The sequence below is a fragment of the Salaquimonas pukyongi genome (assembly GCF_001953055.1).
Classification (GTDB): domain Bacteria; phylum Pseudomonadota; class Alphaproteobacteria; order Rhizobiales; family Rhizobiaceae; genus Salaquimonas; species Salaquimonas pukyongi.
The window spans coordinates 3,153,824-3,172,404 of record NZ_CP019044.1 but is presented as its reverse complement, the minus strand read 5'-3'; the positions used below and the strand labels follow the sequence as shown (position 1 = coordinate 3,172,404).

At 59.5% G+C, this 18,581-nt stretch carries 15 protein-coding genes and 1 pseudogene; 9 read left to right on the top strand and 7 right to left on the bottom strand.

All coding sequences use genetic code 11. From position 1 onward, the window contains the following. The first annotated feature begins 7 nt into the window (after window positions 1-7). Both BVL55_RS15330 and BVL55_RS15325 read left to right on the top strand, forming a co-directional pair. Window positions 8-1,504, top strand: coding sequence for a COG4223 family protein (locus tag BVL55_RS15330; protein WP_075997630.1), 1,497 nt, complete (start codon window positions 8-10; stop codon window positions 1,502-1,504). A 14-nt stretch (window positions 1,505-1,518) separates the two neighbouring features. Next, window positions 1,519-3,366 carry a heme biosynthesis HemY N-terminal domain-containing protein gene (locus tag BVL55_RS15325; RefSeq protein ID WP_075997629.1) on the top strand — a complete coding sequence of 616 codons (1,848 nt, stop codon included), beginning with the start codon at window positions 1,519-1,521 and terminating at the stop codon, window positions 3,364-3,366. Window positions 3,367-3,651: 285 nt separating this feature from the next. Here the strand turns inward: BVL55_RS15325 and hppD are convergent, their stop codons facing one another. After that, window positions 3,652-4,764: a 4-hydroxyphenylpyruvate dioxygenase gene (gene hppD, locus BVL55_RS15320; protein WP_075997628.1), complete on the bottom strand. Its 1,113-nt coding sequence runs from the start codon at window positions 4,762-4,764 to the stop codon at window positions 3,652-3,654. A gap of 138 nt (window positions 4,765-4,902) precedes the next feature. Here hppD and BVL55_RS15315 point away from each other — a divergent pair, with 138 nt between their 5' ends. Next, complete coding sequence (locus BVL55_RS15315) at window positions 4,903-5,364, top strand: Lrp/AsnC family transcriptional regulator (RefSeq protein ID WP_075997627.1); 462 nt, start codon at window positions 4,903-4,905, stop codon at window positions 5,362-5,364. A 46-nt stretch (window positions 5,365-5,410) separates the two neighbouring features. Here the strand turns inward: BVL55_RS15315 and BVL55_RS15310 are convergent, their stop codons facing one another. Beyond that, window positions 5,411-6,577 (bottom strand): M20 aminoacylase family protein, encoded by a 1,167-nt coding sequence (locus tag BVL55_RS15310; RefSeq protein ID WP_075997626.1) that lies wholly within the window; start codon window positions 6,575-6,577, stop codon window positions 5,411-5,413. 99 nt (window positions 6,578-6,676) lie between these two features. Between BVL55_RS15310 and BVL55_RS15305 the strand changes: the two genes are divergently transcribed. Both BVL55_RS15305 and BVL55_RS15300 read left to right on the top strand, forming a co-directional pair. Next, window positions 6,677-7,936, top strand: a complete 1,260-nt coding sequence (locus tag BVL55_RS15305; protein WP_075997625.1) for a D-alanyl-D-alanine carboxypeptidase family protein — start codon at window positions 6,677-6,679, stop codon at window positions 7,934-7,936. Further along, window positions 7,933-9,030, top strand: coding sequence for a CobW family GTP-binding protein (locus BVL55_RS15300; RefSeq protein WP_162841525.1), 1,098 nt, complete (start codon window positions 7,933-7,935; stop codon window positions 9,028-9,030). Before BVL55_RS15305 ends, BVL55_RS15300 begins: the two co-directional genes overlap by 4 nt. Window positions 9,031-9,044: 14 nt before the next feature. Here BVL55_RS15300 and BVL55_RS15295 read toward each other — a convergent pair whose 3' ends face one another. Further along, window positions 9,045-9,278: a sulfurtransferase TusA family protein gene (locus BVL55_RS15295; RefSeq protein WP_075997623.1), complete on the bottom strand. Its 234-nt coding sequence runs from the start codon at window positions 9,276-9,278 to the stop codon at window positions 9,045-9,047. 96 nt (window positions 9,279-9,374) lie between these two features. Here BVL55_RS15295 and BVL55_RS15290 point away from each other — a divergent pair, with 96 nt between their 5' ends. The 3 genes from BVL55_RS15290 (at window position 9,375) to BVL55_RS15280 (ending at window position 12,797) form a co-directional block, all read left to right on the top strand. Further along, window positions 9,375-9,914 carry a DUF924 family protein gene (locus tag BVL55_RS15290; RefSeq protein WP_156892572.1) on the top strand — a complete coding sequence of 180 codons (540 nt, stop codon included), beginning with the start codon at window positions 9,375-9,377 and terminating at the stop codon, window positions 9,912-9,914. 170 nt (window positions 9,915-10,084) lie between these two features. Further along, window positions 10,085-11,521, top strand: coding sequence for a lipopolysaccharide biosynthesis protein (locus BVL55_RS15285; protein ID WP_244530535.1), 1,437 nt, complete (start codon window positions 10,085-10,087; stop codon window positions 11,519-11,521). Between the two features lie 4 nt (window positions 11,522-11,525). Beyond that, window positions 11,526-12,797, top strand: coding sequence for a GNAT family N-acetyltransferase (locus BVL55_RS15280; protein WP_075997621.1), 1,272 nt, complete (start codon window positions 11,526-11,528; stop codon window positions 12,795-12,797). On the opposite strand, the gene BVL55_RS15275 is transcribed toward BVL55_RS15280, so the two are convergent. After that, entirely contained in the window at window positions 12,794-13,765 is a 972-nt protein-coding gene (locus tag BVL55_RS15275) for a 2-hydroxyacid dehydrogenase (protein ID WP_075997620.1), read from the bottom strand. The genes BVL55_RS15280 and BVL55_RS15275 overlap by 4 nt on opposite strands. A gap of 106 nt (window positions 13,766-13,871) precedes the next feature. Between BVL55_RS15275 and BVL55_RS15270 the strand changes: the two genes are divergently transcribed. Beyond that, window positions 13,872-14,753: an NAD(P)-dependent oxidoreductase gene (locus BVL55_RS15270; protein WP_075998215.1), complete on the top strand. Its 882-nt coding sequence runs from the start codon at window positions 13,872-13,874 to the stop codon at window positions 14,751-14,753. Between the two features lie 9 nt (window positions 14,754-14,762). Here BVL55_RS15270 and BVL55_RS15265 read toward each other — a convergent pair whose 3' ends face one another. The 3 genes and pseudogenes from BVL55_RS15265 to BVL55_RS17350 form a co-directional block, all read right to left on the bottom strand. Continuing rightward, window positions 14,763-15,872, bottom strand: a complete 1,110-nt coding sequence (locus BVL55_RS15265; RefSeq protein ID WP_075997619.1) for a M24 family metallopeptidase — start codon at window positions 15,870-15,872, stop codon at window positions 14,763-14,765. Window positions 15,873-15,922: 50 nt separating this feature from the next. Then, complete coding sequence (gene scpA / locus BVL55_RS15260; RefSeq protein WP_075997618.1) at window positions 15,923-18,061, bottom strand: methylmalonyl-CoA mutase; 2,139 nt, start codon at window positions 18,059-18,061, stop codon at window positions 15,923-15,925. Further along, window positions 18,061-18,456: pseudogene (locus BVL55_RS17350) on the bottom strand (DUF2118 domain-containing protein); the annotation flags it as partial. The pseudogene BVL55_RS17350 and the gene scpA, both read right to left, overlap by 1 nt. Window positions 18,457-18,581 lie beyond the last annotated feature (125 nt).

The following is an 18,581-nucleotide window of genomic DNA, read 5'->3' as shown; positions in this document are numbered from 1 at the left end:
AATACAGATGGCCAATACAAGAAAGCCGCAGCCGCGCAAGAGAAGCCGGCGTCAAAAACAACCTGCCACCATCGATCTTGAAGCCAATCCGCCTGAGGAGGCGGAAAAGGAAATAAAAGCGCAATCAGTTTCCGGGGATGATCCCAAGAAAGGCCCCAAGGTTGATTCCAGGTCTGCCGACGTGTCCGTGCCCGCCGAAGAACCTGCGAAAGAAAAACCGGCCAAGGACGAAATGACCGAAGGCGCTTCAACCGCTGAAGACCCTGATGGTGCTGGGTTGCCGGAAGGTTCTGAAACCACCGAAACTCCACATAAGGATAAGCGCAGCGGCGCTGGTTCCCTCATTCAGGCGGGTATTGCTGCGGTGGTAGGCGGCGGGATTGCCCTTGGCGGCGCCAATCTGATGGGCAAGCTTGGGGCACCAACCCTGCCTGGCGGCGCCGATCCGGCGGCCCTTGCCCAATCGCAGGAAGAAATACAGTCACTAAAAGCGCAGCTCAATGCCTTGCAGCAGCGTGTTGCCGACGGCGTTCCCCAGACCGATGAAACCTTGTCGGCGCGCATTGAGGCGCTTGAGGCGGCATCGGGTAGTGGCGGTGACTTCAGCGGTGAATTGCAGGCGGCAAGATCCGCCGCCGATACCGCGCTTCAGCGCTCTGAGGAACTGGAAACGCGGCTGGAAGACATCAACGCGGCGCTCCTTGAGGGGGGTGCAGGCGATGGAGAAGGCGCGGCGGCGGCCTTGAGCGGTATCGATCAGCGGTTGGCCGCATTGGAAAGTGAAGCCGGAAAGCTGTCTGCCGATCTTGAAAGCAGGCTGGAACAGTTGGCGGCGCAAATGCCGGGCGGGGAGGAGATAGAAGCTGCCATCGACGCAAACCGTCAGGAGATTGCCGCACTCAAAACCGGTTTGACCGCAGCAACGGCGCAGATCAACGAAAAAATCCTGCCCGCCATGCAGCAGGTGGAAGCGGCTGCGCAAGCTGCCGTATCGGGCCAGAAGGTTGCCCGGTCGGTCAGTGCCCGTGCCCTTTCCAATGTTCTTGAGCAGGGCGGTACGTTTGCAGCCGAACTTGCCTCCGCCGAAGCGCTGACCGGTGGCGCGCCCGAGTTTGATCAGTTGCGCCCCCTTGCCGACAAGGGAATTCAGACTCCGGCGCAATTGCTGGGCGGATTCGATGAAACCGCCAACCGCATTCTGGCGGCAGAAAACCGGCCGCAGGAAGGCGCGGGCATCGTCGACCGCTTCATGGCGAGTGCCAAGTCGCTGGTCACCGTGCGCCCTGCCGGACCTGTTGATGGCGACAGCGTTGGGGCCATCCTGTCGCGGGTGGAAGCCGCTCTGGCGGCGGGCGATACGGCTGAAGCGCTTTCCCAGTGGGAGACGCTGCCGGAGACGGCACGGCTGATGGGAGCTGATTTCGAACAGGCCCTGCGCGAGCGCATCGAGGCCGAATCGCTGATTGGCAGCGTCGTCGGCAAGCTTTCCGCCGGTCAAAACTAACAGGAGAAATCAACATGTTGCGCATACTCCTGTTTCTTCTGCTGGTGTTTGCCGTTGGCTTCGGCTTTGCCTGGTTTGCCGACCGGCCCGGCGACGTGATGTTGCAATGGCAGGGCAATTCCTACCAGACCAGCCTGATGGTGGTGCTGGTGGGTGTGGTCGCGCTGGTCGCGCTGGTCATGATCACCTGGTGGCTGTTGAAGTCGGTGCTGGATTCACCGCGTCTTGTCAGCCGCTTTTTCCGCCGACGCAAACGGGACCAGGGCTATCAGGCACTAACGCGCGGCCTGATTGCCGCCAATTCCGGCGATGCGGGCACCGCCCGGCGCTACACCAAGGAGAGCGCCCGTCTGCTCGGCCGCGGCCCGCTGGTCGATCTGCTCGATGCACAATCTTCCCTGCTGGAAGGCAAGCGCGAGGATGCGCGGGCCCGGTTTGAAGCCATGCTGGAAGACGATGAAACGCGGCTGGTGGCATTGCGCGGCCTTTACCTGGAAGCAGAGCGCCAGGGTGCCAGCGAGGCAGCCCGGCATTACGCGACCGAGGCCCACAAGGCAGCGCCGACGCTTGCTTGGGCGGGCAATGCCAAGCTGCGCTATTCAAGCCTTGATGGTGACTGGGAAGGGGCGATTGCAACGCTGGAAGCCAACCGGTCCGCCGGTCTTGTCAGCAAGGAAGAGGCAAAGCGCCAGCGCGCCGTGCTGCTGACGGCACAGGCGATGTCGGAAGAACCGGCCGATCCGGTGAAGGCCGCCAAACTTGCCCGCGAGGCGCACAAGCTGGCGCCCGATCTTGTGCCTGCCGCGGTAATCGGTGCCAAGGCGCTTGCCCGAAACAGCGATATCGGCCGCGCAGCGGGCATGATCGAAACGGTCTGGAAGAAATCGCCGCACCCCGAACTTGCCGATGCCTATGTGCATTTGCGCATCGGCGATTCGGCAACCGACCGGCTGAAGCGGGCGAAGAAACTGGCAGCGCTCAGGCCAAATCATCCTGAAGGCAGTTTTGCGATTGCCGAATCAGCGATCGACGCCAAGGAGTGGAAACTGGCGCGCGACACCATGAAGGGCATTTTGTCGACCACGCCGAGCGAACGGGCCTGTCTGCTGATGGCGGAGATCGAGGAAGCGGAGTTTGGCGACAAGGGCCGCATGCGCGACTGGCTGTCACGGGCCGTGCGCGCACCAAAGGACGCGGTCTGGACGGCAGACGGCTATGTGTCGGAGAAATGGCTTCCGGTCTCGCCCCTGTCCGGCCGTATCGATGCCTTCGAATGGAAAGTTCCGGTCGAACAGCTTGGTGCGCCGCAGGCTGCCGCCCTCGATGCGGAAGGGCTGGAAGACCTGATCAACGAACCGCCGGTGGCACCGGTGGCAGAATCTGCCGAACCGGTGGAAGCTGCGGGCGAAGTGGCGGAAGAGGAAACAACCACGAGGCCTGATACCAAGGCGGATGAGAAAGCCGATGGAAGCGAGACGGCGGAGGATGAAGCCGGAAAGCCTGAGGAAGCAACCATTGGAGAACAGGCCGCTGCGGTGGAAGTTGAGGAAGCAAGCGCCGCACCAACCGATGCTGCAGCTGATGCTTCTGGGGAAGATGCCGGGCCCGCCTCAGGCGGTGGCAAGGCTGAGGAAGCGCAGGAAAGCAGCAAGGCCGCTGGAAAAACCGCCAGCGAAGCCGTTAATGGGAAAGCAGCACCGGACGAGGGCGGCACTGAAGCAGCCAAAGCCGATGTGGAGAAAGCGGCAGACAAGGATGATGGCGAAACGATTGTCTTTCCGCTTGACCGCCGGCCGGACGATCCCGGTGTTTTGGACGATGAACCTCAGCCGGAACGCAAAAAGCGGTTCGGGCTGTTCTAGGCTGTATTGACCTTCAGGTTTCGGACGCGGCGCGAGACGGATTTCATCTCTGGCAAGGCGAAAAATCCGCCGCGTTCTGCAAGAATAGGGTGAAAATCGCCCACTTCGGCGTCGCGGAACCTCGAAAGGATAGCGACCTGTCATCGGTCCCGCTCCTGGAATTGAACGATTTTTCCCCATACCGCGCTCCAAATCCTGAATGTCGATACGGCCTAGGTCAGGACCGTTTCCCCGTTTTGCTAAAACGGGACTACGATTTTAACCGCCGATTTCCTTCAGGCACTCCTACTCCGCCGCCACGCCGTCAAGCTCGCCATTGGCAATCTGTTCGGCTTCAATGGATTCAAACAGCGCCTTGAAATTGCCCTCTCCAAAACCGTCATCGCCCTTGCGCTGAATGAACTCGAAGAAAATCGGGCCAATCACGGTTTTGGAAAAAATCTGCAACAGGATTTTTGTCTCGCCGCCACCCACGACGCCCTCACCATCGATCAGGATGCCGTGTTTCATCATCCTGTCCTTGGGTTCGTCATGGCCCTTCACCCGCTCATAGCTCAAGTCGTAATAGGTTTCCGGCGGGCCGGGCATGAACTTCAGCCCCTGTTCGGCAATCGCATCGGTGGCGGCATAAATGTCGTCTGTGCCGACGGCGATATGCTGGATGCCTTCACCATTGTATTTTTTCAGATAGGCAACGATCTGGCCGTTTTCGCTGCGGTCTTCGTTGATCGGAATGCGGATTTTCCCGCAGGGCGATGTCAGCGCCCGGCTGTAGAGGCCGGTATATTTGCCCTCGATGTCAAAGAAGCGGATTTCCCTGAAATTGAACAAGTCACCATAGAAGTTGAACCAGACATCCATATTGCCCTGGTAAACATTGTGAGTGAGGTGATCGAGATAGTAAAAGCCAACCCCTTCCGGCTTCGGGTCAGGTTCGCCCAGCCATTCAAATTCCTCGGCATAAGGTGACCCCTTTTCGCCATAGGTATCGACAAAGTAGATCAGGGAGCCGCCAATGCCGGTGATGGCCGGAACGTTCAGGGTCTTGTCATCACCATCATAGGGCTTCGCGCCATTTGCTACCGCATGTTCAAACGCATGTTGAGCATCGACAACCCGCCAGGCCATCGACGGCGCACACGGGCCGTGTGCCTCGACGAAGCGTGAGGCAAAGGAGCCGGGCTCTGCATTGATGATGTAGTTGATGTCGCCCTGGCGCCAAACCGTAACGGCCCTGGTTTTGTGTCTTGCCACCGGTACGAAGCCCATGCGGGAAAAAAGCGCTTCCAGCTCTGCCGGTTCGCGATGGGAAAACTCGACGAACTCAAACCCGTCCGTGCCGGCCGGATTCTCCCTGGAAATCTTCGCCACTGGCGCGTCGTGTGGAAACGGTCCCATAATGCATCCTCCTGTTAGCAATGCCTCGCCCCCAAGATAGTGCATATGAAACGCATATTTCTTGCAAAGTCCTCGATCTTTTCATGCAGTATGCAGTCATCTTGCATTCATACCCACAAAATCGCATAGTTTGTGCACATGGATCATTTCGATATCAGGATATTGCAGGCGCTTCAGGAGGATGGCCGCCTGACCAATCAGGAACTCGCCAGCCGGGTCGGTCTGTCGGCCAGCCAATGCTCGAGGCGGCGGATGAAACTGGAGGCCGATGGCGTCATCACGGGCTATCGGGCCGTTATCGACCCCGGCAGCGTCGGTTTCGAGCTTCTGGTCTATATCGATGTCACGCTGAACACCCACAATCCCGACAATTCGAGGCATTTCACCGATCTCGTCAACCGGATTCCACAAGTGCGCGAAGCCGCGGCACTGACCGGAGAAATGGATTACCGGCTGAAAGTGCTGGTCAACGGGCTTTCCGATCTCAGCGGAATCATCAACGAGCGGCTGCTGCCGGACCCATCGGTGCAAACCGTCAAAAGCACCATCGCACTCAAACAGTTGAAAACGGCACCGGGCATTCCTCTGGAACTGCTCTGATTCTCCCTTGCCGGCAGTTGTCGGGACGCTCAGTCAGGAGGCTCTTTCAGGAAGCGGGCATCAGCGTTTCCACCAGCTTCGCCCAATAGGACGTGCCGTGCGGAATGGCCTCGTCGTTGAAGTCATAGGCAGGATGGTGCAGGCCTGCGGTATCGCCATTTCCCATGAAGATGTAGGCACCGGGACGGGCATTCAGCATGTAGGCGAAGTCCTCGCCGCCCAGCGTGGCGCGCACTTGCGGATCAACGCCGCTATCGCCTGCCACCTGCTTTGCCACCTCGATCGCCTTGCGCGTTGCCGCACCATCATTGACCGTCACAGGATAACCGGCCCTGAAATCCAGTTCGAAGCTGGCCCCCGCCATCTGTGTCACCAGGTCGATCATCGAGCGCAGGCGCTGCTCGGCAAACTTCCGCGTCTCGTTGTTCAGCGAACGGATCGTCCCGTTGATCATCGCGGTTTCAGGAATCACGTTATAGGTATTGCCGGCATGAAATTGCGTAACCGAAACGACCAGCCCGTCCAGGGGATGGACATTGCGCGAGGGGATGGTCTGGAATGCGTTGACCAGCTGCGCGCCGGCAACGATCGGGTCGACCCCCTGATGGGGCATGGCCGCATGCGAGCCCCGCCCCTTGATGGTGATGGTGAATTCATCCGTCGACGCCATGATCGGCCCTTCACAGATCGCGAATTTGCCAACATCCAGCCCCGGCATGTTGTGAAGCCCGTAGACTTCTTCAATGCCGAAGCGCTCCATCAGCCCGTCCTTGACCATGGCTTCACCCCCGGCGCCGCCTTCCTCCGCGGGCTGAAAGATGACGATTGCCGTCCCGGCAAAATTGCGCGTCTCCGCCAGGTACTGCGCAGCGCCCAGCAGCATCGCCGTATGGCCGTCATGGCCGCAGGCATGCATCTTGCCGTCATTCTTCGACGCATAGGGCAGGCCGGTTTCCTCCCGGATGGGAAGGGCGTCCATGTCAGCGCGCAGCCCGACCACCCGGCCGCCCGCCTGACTGCCGCGGATCACCCCGACCACCCCGGTTCTGCCGATGCCGGTTACCACCTCATCGCATCCGAACGCCTTCAGTTTTTCAGCAACATCGCCCGCCGTATCGTGAACGTCATACATCAGCTCCGGATTGGCGTGATAGGATCGGCGCCATGCCGTGATTTCATCATGAAGCTCTGCCATGCGGTTGATTATGGCCATTCTGCCCTCTAGATCGTGTCTTGTTCCCCGCAATGCCGGCCGGCAAACGGGCCTGTCATCAAACCCATACCGTGAACCTGAATCAAGGCGAAGTAAACAATGACCGCAGCGTTCCGGACAATATTCGCATTCGCATTCCGGCGGCTTCTTTCCGGTTTGGCGGACTGCCACGCTGCCGCCCTGGCATTTTTGATGCTGCTCACCATTACCATACCCGCAGCTGGCCAGCAGGGCGAACCCGGCTTTCCAGACATCCCCTATGTGCTGGTTGACACCGACGGCAACCAGGTCATTGCAGCAAACCGCATGGATGACCGCTGGCATCCTGCTTCCCTGACCAAGCTGATGACCGCCTATGTCACCTTCCGGGCGATCGGGCGGGGCGAGATTTCACCCGGCTCACCGGTGACCATCACTGCCAGTTCGCTGAAAGCGCCCCCCAGCCGAATGGGATATCCCAAGGGCACCCGCCTGCGCTTCGACAACGCCCTTCGCATTCTCATCGTCAAGAGCGCGAACGATGTCGCACTGGCGCTCGCCCAGTCCCTTGCCGGCACCACGGCTGCCTTTGTCGCACGCATGAATGCGGAAGCTGCGCGGCTTGGTCTTGAAAACACCCGTTTCGTAAACCCCCACGGGCTGCACGATCCCGGCCAATATGTCTCCGCCCGGGACTTGGTGATCCTCTCCAGCGCAATCTGGAACGAGTTTCCCCAATTTCGCGATCTGTTCGAAACCCCGACCATCAGGGCAAAAGGGCAGCTTTACACATCCTATAATCTTCTGCTGGAGCGCTTTGAGGGCGCCACCGGCATGAAAACCGGCTTTGTCTGTGCTTCCGGCTACAACATCGTTGCGAGCGCCGAGCGCGATGGCAAAAGGCTCGTCGCCGTCGTGCTGGGCGCCGCTTCCCAGACCCAAAGGGCGGAACTGGCCGCCCGCCTGCTGATGAAGGGATTCAAGGCGGCTGGGGGCCAGCCCATGGCAACCCTCTTGCCGCCGCAAACCCCGGCAGAACCGGTAAACCTGAGGCCGGTCCTGTGCACCGAAAAAGCCCGCCAGAGCCGGTATGATCCGGCATCGGAGACCGCCGTCATCAAGTCGAAATGGCTGCATCCGCGCCGGGTAACGCGGGACCCTGTCCTCGTTGCCACCGGCGGAATTGATGGCGATCCGAGCCCTGCATGGCTTGCCCGCGCCTTCATGCCTTCGCGCGTTCCCCTGCCGGTAAAACGTCCGGCCTATGCTGTGGTCAGTGTCGATGGCGAAACCCTTGGCAGCGATGCCCTGCTTCGCGGCTCCATTCCCGTTCCCGTGCGCCGGCCGGCGGGAGAAACGCTGCAACAGGCGGTCCAATGATGAGCCGGTCCGGCATAGAGCCTGCCTTAGGAACCCCAATCCCGGTTCTCGTTCTCAGCGGTTTTCTGGGCAGCGGCAAAACCACCTTGCTCAACGCCATGCTAAAGCTGCCGGCACTTGCCGGCACGGCTGTCGTCATTAACGAGTTCGGCGAAGTTTCGCTGGATCACCATCTTGTGCAAAGCGCAGATGACGGGGTCATCGAACTGACAAATGGCTGTCTGTGCTGCACCGTTCGCGGCAAACTCATCGACACGCTGGAAGCTCTGCTCACCCGCGATCCCGCTCCCGCCGCCATCATCATTGAAACGACCGGCCTTGCCGATCCCCTGCCGGTGCTGGCGGCGATCATGTCGGCACCGAAAATCTGTGACAATCTCTCCCTGCGGGGACTGTTTACGGTGTTTGATGCCGCCGCCGGCAGCGATACGCTCGATCGCTTCGATGAAGCCAGGCACCAGATCATGCTGGCGGACCGCATCATCCTTTCCAAGACGGATCTGCTGAACGGTCCCGAAGGGCACAAACCGGCAGTTGACCTGCTCGCCGCGATCAATCCTGAATGCACCATCCAGACCCCGGCAGAACTCCTGGATGAGATCGCCGCCTGCACCAGCGGCAGCTGGCTTGAGGAAACTGCTCCCGCCGCCCGATCGGCCGGACAGCCGGATAATCACGTTCACCACCACGGGCACGACATAAACCGCCACAGCGAGCGCATCTGTTGCGTTACCCTGCGCGCCGATAAACCCGTCAAGCGGTCACAGCTCGACCTGTTCTTGGAGCTGATGCTGTCGGCCCATGGCGATCACGTATTGCGAATCAAGGGTCTGGTGAAGGTTGAAGGCAAGGAAAAGCCACTCCTCGTTCAGGCCGCCGGGAGCAGGCTTTCCAGTCCGGAATTTCTGCCAGCCTGGCCGGGTGATGTCGAACATACCAGTCTTGTGGTCTTCCTGGAGGACATGGACCCCGGCTTTGTTACAGATCTTTTCGCCAGCGCAACAAATCGGCCATTGGTCGATCGCGCCGATCACCAGGCACTGGCGGACAATCCTCTCGCCATTGACGGCTTGCGCCTTGGCAATCCCAAGTAAGGGAAGCCGCGCGCTTAGCCCTGTTTGCGCAGGAGGTAGCGCTGAAACTCCCCGGCTTCCTCGGTCTTCACCAGATCGTGGCCGTCATTGCTGCAGAAGGCAGGAATATCGATCGCCGACAAGGGATCGGTGGTTTCCACCCAAAGCAGATCCCCTGCAGCCATACTGCGCATGGCCTTCTTCGCCTTCAGGACCGGCAGCGGGCAATTCAACCCGCGCACGTCCAGAATATCTATCTCGTCATCCATAACGTTCCAGCAATCCGCCTGCGCTTCGGTCTTGCCAACACATAGTTGTGGGGTGAATGATAGGCAATATTCTTGATGGAAAATAGGGACCGCACCATGAGCCAGTGGAAAGATGTTTTGACCTTCTGGAACGAGGCAGGCCCGGAAAAGTGGTTCACCAAGGATGATGCTTTCGACCGCGAGCTTGAAGAACGGTTTCTGGCCCTCAACGAGGCAGCCGCCGATGGCAAACATGACGACTGGATGAACGATCCGCAGTCCTGTCTGGCGCTCATCCTGGTACTCGACCAGTTCTCCCGAAACCTGTTTCGCGACAGCAGCAACGCATTTTCGCGGGATGCAAAGGGACTGGAGGCTGCCCGCCATGCCTTGAAGAAAGGGTTCCCGGATCAGGTTTCAAAAGATCTCCGCTTTTTCTTCTACATGCCCTTCATGCACAGCGAGAGCATTGCCGACCAAAGAACCAGTCTTTGTCTGCAGCACAGCGTGCAGGGTGCCGGCGGCATGAAATATGCCTGCGAACATCATGAGATCATCGCGCGGTTCGGCCGGTTTCCGCACCGCAATCCGGTTCTGGGCCGCCATACCACCCCCGCCGAGCAGGCTTTCCTCGATGCGGGCGGGTTCAAGGGTTAGGTCATGAACTCGTAAACGGGGCCAGAACCCCAAGCCAATCCCAGAACCATGTCCGGGTTTCGAACCTCATGGTTAACAGGGCTACCCCGACCGTTAACTAATGAAACGGTTTCGAACTCTTTTTTAAGCGCTTATCGGTATAACTCCGCCGTGTAACCGCGGAGCATGCCTTGAACCTCAACTTCATACCCAGACTGGCCCCCCTGGCAGAACGCAGCTTGCCCAGAAATCTGGCACTGCGTGCTGTGCCGCACCTTGAGCGCGTTGATGCGATCGTTAGCGGCAATAGCGACAGCGCCGTCTCGGGCCGGATTGCCCTGTTTGCCTTCGCCATCCGCATTCTGAGTGCTGTTATTGCCTATATAAGCCAGGTGCTGCTTGCCCGGTGGATGGGCCAGTTCGAATACGGGATTTTCGTTGCTGTCTGGGTTGCGGCCGTCATTCTTGGCGGCATTGCCTGCCTCGGCTTCCAGACCGGCATCATCCGCTTCATTTCCGAATACCGGGAACAAGGCGAAGCCGAGTATCTGCGCGGCGCGATCTCCGGCTCCCTGATCTGGGCAGTGCTCGCCGCAACGCTTATAGCTGCTCTCGGGTCGGCCGGTGTCTACTGGATGGACGGCCTGTTTGAAAACTACTTCGTAATCCCGATCTACCTGGCTGCCGTTTTCCTTCCCATGCTGGCCCTTCAGGAGGTGCAGGACGGCATCGCCCGCGCCCATAACTGGGCCGGTGTTGCACTGGCGCCCACCTTCATTCTCCGGCCGATCCTGATTCTCGCAGCCATGGCAGCCGCCATATTGCTCGGATTCCCGGCCACAGCCGTAACCGCCATGATCTCGGCTATCGTCGCGGTCTATGCGGCCAGCATTCTGCAATTCGTATTGCTGGTCTTCAAACTGCGCAAGGCGGTGCCCAAAGGCCCCCGCAAATTCATGCCGGCAAAATGGCTTGCCATTACCATGCCGATCTTTCTGATCGAAGGCTTCTACAATCTGCTGACCAATGTCGACATTCTCTTTGTCAGCCACTACATGCGGCCGGAAAAAGTCGCGGTTTATTTCGCCGCTGCAAAAACGCTGGCCCTGGTTCACTTTGTCTATTTTGCAGTCAAGGCCGCCGCCGCACACCGCTTTTCCGCCTATCGAACGGCCGGCGACCGGCAGCGCTACGAACAATTCATACAGGAAACGGTTCACTGGACGTTCTGGCCCTCGCTTGTGCTGGCACTGCTGATGCTGGTGGTCGGCAAGTATTTTCTGATGCTGTTCGGCCCGGCATTCGTCGAAGAGGGCGTACCGGTTATCTGGATACTGACATTGGGGATCATCGTACGCTCATCGGTCGGCGCTGCCGAAAGCGTGTTGACCATGTCCGGCGAACAGAAGGTCTGTGCATTTGTCTACGCGGCAACCCTGTTGTTCAACCTGATCCTGAACTGGCAGCTAATTCCCGTATACGGTCTGAACGGGGCTGCCATGGCAACATCCGGCGCCCTGTTCTTTGAGGCATTTGCCCTTTACGCTGCAGCCCGGCGCAGACTCTCGCTCCACATCTTCATTCTGCCCATGCGCGGGAATAAAGCCCAGACACGGCCAGCGGAGTAGGCAGATGGTCAAGCAGGATGTCTCCCCGCCAAGACCTGACCGGAGAAAACCGGCAAGGGCCACCGCCTGGCCGGCCTCCAGGGATGCAGACGCTGCCGCCACGCGAGAAACGCTCGCCGAACTGCCAGCCATCGATGGCGCCCAATGGCTGCTTTGCCTTCATCCCTTCAGCCACCGGCGGGACCATAACCCCGATCTCTCCAGCTTGCTGGGCAAGGCCGGAGAGGATGGCACGGTGGATGGGTGCAGAAGGGCAACCAACGTCTTCTTCAACCCGGCCTTTCTGGCCGCCAGCCGCGGCCGCATCACCAAAAGGACCATCTATCAGCTGGTGGCATGGGAGCGCCGCGATGATGTTGAGATCGCCCATTTCTCAATGCCGGTGGTTCATTTCCCCGCCTCCTTGCTGGTTGCAGAGCATTACCGTGCGCTGGTTCACCCGTTTGCCCCATTGGGCACTCCGCTGCAGTCCTCGTTGCCGGAAGCAGACCTTGCCGCCCGGCTGGCCGATTTGTTCGAAACCGCATTCGAAAACGGCCTGTTTCCCCTGCTGGTGGAGAACGTTGCTGCGCAAACCGTTTTCGAGCAGCTGGCCACCGGGATAAAAAGGCGCAGCCAATTGGGCGTCTGCCAATTACCGGCCGGCGGCCGGGCAGCATTGATGGCTAATTCCGGCACTCGCTATCCCGGCAAAAAACGTCAGCGTGAGCTTAATCGCCTGCTTCGCAAACTGACCGAGCTGGGCACGGTTGATTTCGAGCTTGCCGAAACACCGATCGACGTCATGCTGCGGTTCGAGGAATACTTGCTGATCGAAACCCGCAGCTGGAAAGGGCGCCGCGGCACTTCGATACAGGCGATAAAACGCCACGCCGCCTTCGCCCGCCAGGCGGTCAGCGACCTTGCCGGGGAAGGCCGCTGCAGGGTTCTTTCCATGCGCCTGGAAGGAAAACCCCTGGCCAGCATGATCCTGCTGTCGATGAACGGGTGCTATTACCCCTGGAAAATCGCCTTCGACGAGCACTATGCGCGCTTTTCTCCCGGTGCACTGCTGATGGCCCGTCTGAGCGAATATCTGCATTCACTCCCCGATTTCCGCATGGCGGACTCGTTGGCCAAAACCGGAAAATCCTGGATGGATTTGTTCTGGTGCGAAAAGATCGAGCTGCAGAACGTGGCACTGGCCGCGAGCGAAAAAGAAGCTGAGAACCTTGTCCGGCGGGCCGCCCTGCCGGAAAAACTTCGCAGCATGCTGCGCCGGATGCTGGGGCATTAATCCACCTCCACCAGATGCGCGCATTCGGGCACCGGCGTTGTTACCCGGCCCTGCTTGAAGAACCGCTGGAGATTCTCAACTGTCAGATCGCCCATGGCCTGCCGGGTTTCCACCGTGGCGCTGCCCACATGAGGAAGCAGCACCACATTGTCCATCGCAAACAGTTCTTCCGGCACGTGGGGTTCTGCCTCAAACACATCCAGGCCGGCATAACCCAGCCTGCCTTCGCGCAGTGCGGCTACCATGGCTGCTTCATCGACAACCGAACCCCGCGCCACATTGACTAGCGTGCCGTCCGGTCCCAGCGCATCAAGCACTGCCCGGTCTATAAGGTGACGGGTCGCAGCCCCGCCCGGCGTTATGACAATCAGGTAATCGGCCGCCTTTGCCATCGCCACCAGATCGGCAAAATAGGGATAGGCAACATCGCGCGGATTGCGGCTGTGATAGCAAACCTTGCAGGAAAACGCCTGAAGCTTTGCTGCAATCGTCTCGCCGATCCGGCCAAGTCCCACAATGCCCACCGTCTTGTCCTCAATGGATCGCGTCAGGGGTGCTGCGCCCTTCACCTTCCAGTTTCCGGACCGTACCCAGCAGTCATCGCGCACAAGCTGCCGGCTGACGGCAAGCATGAGCAGGATTGCAGTATTGGCCACATCATTGTTGAGAACATTCGGCGTGTGGGTGACCACGATTCCCCTTTTGACCGCTGTCTGTGTATCGATGCCGTCATAGCCAACGCCGTAGCAGGATATGATCTTCAGATTGGGAAGGCCGTCCATGACCTGCTGGGGCACGGTTTCCGCACCAAAGGTGGCAATCGCCTCGATACGCTCGCCGGCTTCATTGAGAAAACCGGGAATATCATCGATCCCGGACAGTTCATGCACCGTAAAATCCCGGGCAAATGCCGCCATCATGCGTGGCGTCATTTCGCCGATCACCAACAGTTCGCGCTTGTTCTCCATAACCAGCACCAGCCTCCTGACGGATTACGCGGCGCTTTTACCGCAGATCAAATCTGATACACCAGAAAATGACTTCGCACAGGCAGTCAAGCAGGAAGGGAAGTCCATGGGCAAACCGGATATTGCATTTTTGGGAACCGGGCTGATGGGAGCGCCCATGGCGGCAAACCTGCTCAAGGCCGGGTATGCAGTCAGGGTATGGAATCGCACGGCCGAAAAAGCCCGTCCGCTCGCCAGTTCCGGAGCGGTGATTTGCGATCATCCCTTACAAGCCGTTGCATCGGCGGATGTGGTCATAACCATGGTTAGCGACGGTGCAGCCGTTTGCGATCTGCTGTTCGAATTGCAGGTGTCCAAGGCCATGGGATCCGGATCGATCTTCATCGACATGAGTTCGATCAAACCGGCACAAGCCCGTGATCACGCCGCAAGGCTTGCCGGCAGAGATATCGATTGCCTGGACGCGCCGGTTTCCGGTGGCACAAAGGGGGCAAAGGCCGCCACCCTTGCAATCATGGTAGGTGGAGCGCAATCAGCCTTCGACCGGGCAAAGCCGGTGTTGGAAGCAATGGGACGCCCGGTACGGGTTGGCGAGGCAGGCGCCGGGCAATTGGCCAAACTGGCCAATCAGGCAATCGTCGCTTCGACCATCGGCGTGGTGGCCGAAGCCATGCTGCTGGCAGAAAAAGGCGGTGCCGAACCCGCTGCCCTGCGTAAAGCACTGAAGGGCGGGTTTGCCGACTCCATCATCCTGCAGCAGCACGGTGAACGCATGACCACCGGGAATTTCACCCCAGGGGGACGCTCTGCCACCCAGCTCAAAGACATTGACAATATTGTAGAAGAGGCCACCACCCTTTCCCTGAGCCTTCCACTCACCGAACAGATGCAACACCGCTATCGCCGCCTGGTGTCAGAACTGGACGGCGGCAATTGCGACCATTCGTCAATATACCTCGAACTGAAGGATCGAAACGGGCTTTCCTGAGCACCGGTTTTACCCGACGATGCGCAGCTCCCGGGGAAAGGTGGTCAGGCATTCCATGCCGTCTTCGGTAACCACCACGTCATCCTCAATGCGCACGCCGCACTCATCCTGCCGGTAAAGGCCCGGTTCGACGGTAAATACCGTGCCTGCCTCCAGCTTTACGTGATTGCCGCGCATGATCTGCGGCGCTTCGTGAACGTCGAGCCCCAGGCCATGACCGGTCTTGTGACGAATGAAGGCGGCGAACTGCGATCCTTCCAGCACTTTCTGCACCGCATCGTCCACATCATTTGCGCTGACCCCCGCCCGCGTAGCCTCCTTGCCACGCTCATTGGCCGCCAGCACGGTATCGTAGAAGGCGCGGTCATGCTCTGAAACCTCACCGACAAAGAAAGTCCGGGTGATGTCCGCATTGTAGCCCTGATAGCTCGCCCCGAAATCGAACAGCAGCGCATCACCGCGCTTGATCCGGTAGTCATCCCGTGCCTGGGCATGAGGCTGCGCGGAATTATCACCAGCCGCCACGATGGGTTCAAAGGCGAGGCCGTGTGCCCCGTGGGCAAACAACTGACGCACCAGAATGGCCTCCACCTCGCGTTCGGTAAGACCCTCCCTTACTTCGCCAAGGGTGGCTTCGAGCGCGGTCTCGGAGATACGGATTGCTTCCTTCAGCTTCGCGATCTCATCCGCCGTCTTGCAAAGCCTGATCGAGGAAATGGCGCCATGGGCATCGACAAAGCGAGCCCTGGGAAATACCCGCTGCAGCTCCATCTGCTCGAAAGCCCGCATGCGCTGCGCCTCCAGTCCGAAGGAGTTTGCACCGGCGAGCTGCGGCAAGGCCGTAGCAGCCTTATCAAAGGCCGCCGCATAGCCATCCTCGTCGCGCCAGTCGAACACCGGGCCGGGAAATTCGAGGGGCCGGAAGGAAGCCATTTCAAGCGCTGGAACAATCGCTGCCGGCTCCCCATCAGCTGGAACGATGATGATGAGCGGGCGCTCCATCAGATGAAAGTCGCGCCCGAAAATCCGCTGGAAATTCGCTCCGGGGACGAAAGCAATTGCCTCAAGTCCCTCCCGCTTCATCATGCCGTAAAGCGGCATAAAACGCTGATCACCCATCACAAGCCTCACAATCGACAAACCGTATGACTGCGATTGGTAGAGCCGGTTCAGCGGTTGCGCAAGCGCCCTTCGACAAGATCGATGACCGCACGGGCCGCTTCCAGCACATTTGTGCCCGGGCCGAAGATTGCCGCCACGCCGCGCTCCTTGAGGAAATCGTAGTCCTGGCGCGGAATGACACCACCGGTAATGACGATGATGTTTTCAGCTCCCTGCTCTTTCAGGGCATCCACCAACTCAGGAAGCAGGGTCTTGTGGCCCGCGGCAAGGGAAGATGCGCCAATGACATGCACCTTGTTCTCAATTGCCGAGCGGGCAGCTTCCGCCGGCGTCTCGAACAGATCGCCGGGAACAACCTCAAAGCCGATATCGCCAAATGCGGAGGCGATCACCTTGGCGCCCCGGTCATGACCATCCTGGCCGAGCTTTGCCACCATGAGGCGGGGTTTTTCACCCAGATCCTTCGAAAACGATTTCAGCCGCTCCACCAGCGTGGCATATTCGGGGTCATCGCCATAGGCTTCCTCATATACCCCGGAGACGACTTCCGGCACGGCCTTGTGGCGGTTGAAGGCGCGCTCCAGGGCATCGGAGATCTCGCCCACCGAGGCGCGCGCGCGCGCTGCCTCCACCGCTACTTCCAGAATATTGCCTTCGCCGCTTTCAGCCACCTTTTCGAGCGCGCTGATGGCAGCTTCATACTGCTTGGGATCGCGCTGCCTGCGCACCCGCTCCAGCCGGTCGATCTGCGCCTTGCGCACCGCCGTGTTGTCGATTTCCAGAATGTCGATTTCGTCCTCGGTCTCAAGCAGGTATTTGTTGACACCGACAATAACCGCTTCGCCCTTGTCGACGGCGGCCTGTTTGCGGGTTGCGGCTTCCTCGATGCGGCGTTTCGGCAGGCCGTCCTCGACCGCCCTGGTCATGCCCCCCAGTTCCTCGACTTCCTCGATCAACTTCCAGGCTTCATCGGCAAGCTGCTGGGTCAGGCTTTCCACATAATAGGAACCGGCCAGCGGATCGACGACCCTGGTTACGCCGGTCTCGTGCTGCAGGATCAACTGGGTGTTGCGGGCAATCCGTGCGGAAAACTCCGTCGGCAGTGCAATCGCCTCATCGAAGGAGTTGGTGTGCAGGGACTGGGTTCCCCCCAGGGCAGCACTCATCGCCTCAAAGGCGGTGCGCACCACATTGTTGTAGGGATCCTGTTCCTGCAGGGAAACGCCAGAAGTCTGGCAGTGGGTGCGCAGCATCTGCGAGCGCTCGCTGGCGCCGAATTCCTTCATCATCTTCGCCCACAGCAGGCGGGCTGCGCGCAGTTTCGCTGCCTCCATGAAGAAGTTCATGCCAATGCAGAAAAAGAAGGAAAGCCGGCCGGCAAATGCGTCCACATCCATGCCCTTGGCAATGGCCGCACGAACATATTCAAGCCCGTCCGCCAGCGTATAGGCAAGCTCCTGCACCAGCGTCGCGCCCGCCTCCTGCATGTGATAGCCGGAAATCGAAATCGAATTGAACTTCGGCATTTCCTTCGCTGTATATTCGATGATATCGGCGACGATCCGCATCGATGGCTCCGGCGGATAGATGTAGGTATTGCGGACCATGAACTCCTTCAGGATATCGTTCTGGATGGTTCCCGACAGCTCCGCACGGGTGCAGCCCTGTTCCTCACCCGCCACGATGAAGCTGGCAAGGATCGGAATCACCGCCCCGTTCATGGTCATCGATACGGAAATGTCCTTCAGCGGAATTCCGTCGAACAGGATTTTCATGTCTTCGACCGAATCGATCGCCACCCCCGCCTTGCCCACGTCGCCGGTAACCCTGGGATGATCCGAGTCATAGCCGCGATGGGTGGCAAGATCGAAGGCAACCGATACGCCCTGCTGTCCGGCTGCCAGCGCCTTGCGGTAAAAGCGGTTTGATTCTTCTGCTGTCGAAAAGCCGGCATACTGGCGGATCGTCCAGGGCCGCCCGGCATACATGGTCGCCTTCGGCCCGCGCACAAAGGGCGAAAAGCCGGGCAGGGAATCAAGATGTCCGACCTCTTTCAGGTCGTCGGCGGTATAAAGCGGCTTGACGGCAATGCCCTCATCGGTATGCCAGATCAGGTCTTGCGGGCTCTTGCCCTTGCGCTCCTTCGTGGCAAGGTCGAGCCAGTCCCTTGGGAAGCTTTCAGCCATCACTCAAACTCCATGATCACATCGTCCACCGCGAGGCTGTCCCCGGCTGCGGCGTTGATTTTCGCCACTTTTGCCTTCTTCTCGGCGCGCAGGATGTTTTCCATTTTCATTGCTTCCACCGTTGCCAGCGGCTGGCCTTCTTCTACCGCTTCTCCTGCGGTGACGGCAATGGAAACCACCAGCCCCGGCATCGGGCAAAGCAGCAGCTTGGAGGTATCGGGCGCAATCTTCTCGGGCATCAGCGACAGATATTGTGCCTGGCGCTTGGAGACGAGCTGTACATTCATGTCCGCACCGCGCCAGCGGATGCGGTATCCCGTATGGGTCGGCACGACCTTCAGCGCCAGCCGTTCCTTGCCGACCTGAACCAGCGCCAGCGGTTTTCCCGGCCGCCAGCCGGTTTCAACGTCATACCGGGTGCGCCGGTAGCGGAACTTCAACGTTCCCTTTCCGGCGTTTTCGATTTCCGCGCCATACTGGCGCAGCCGGTCGATGGCGCTGCGGACTTCTTTCTCCGAAC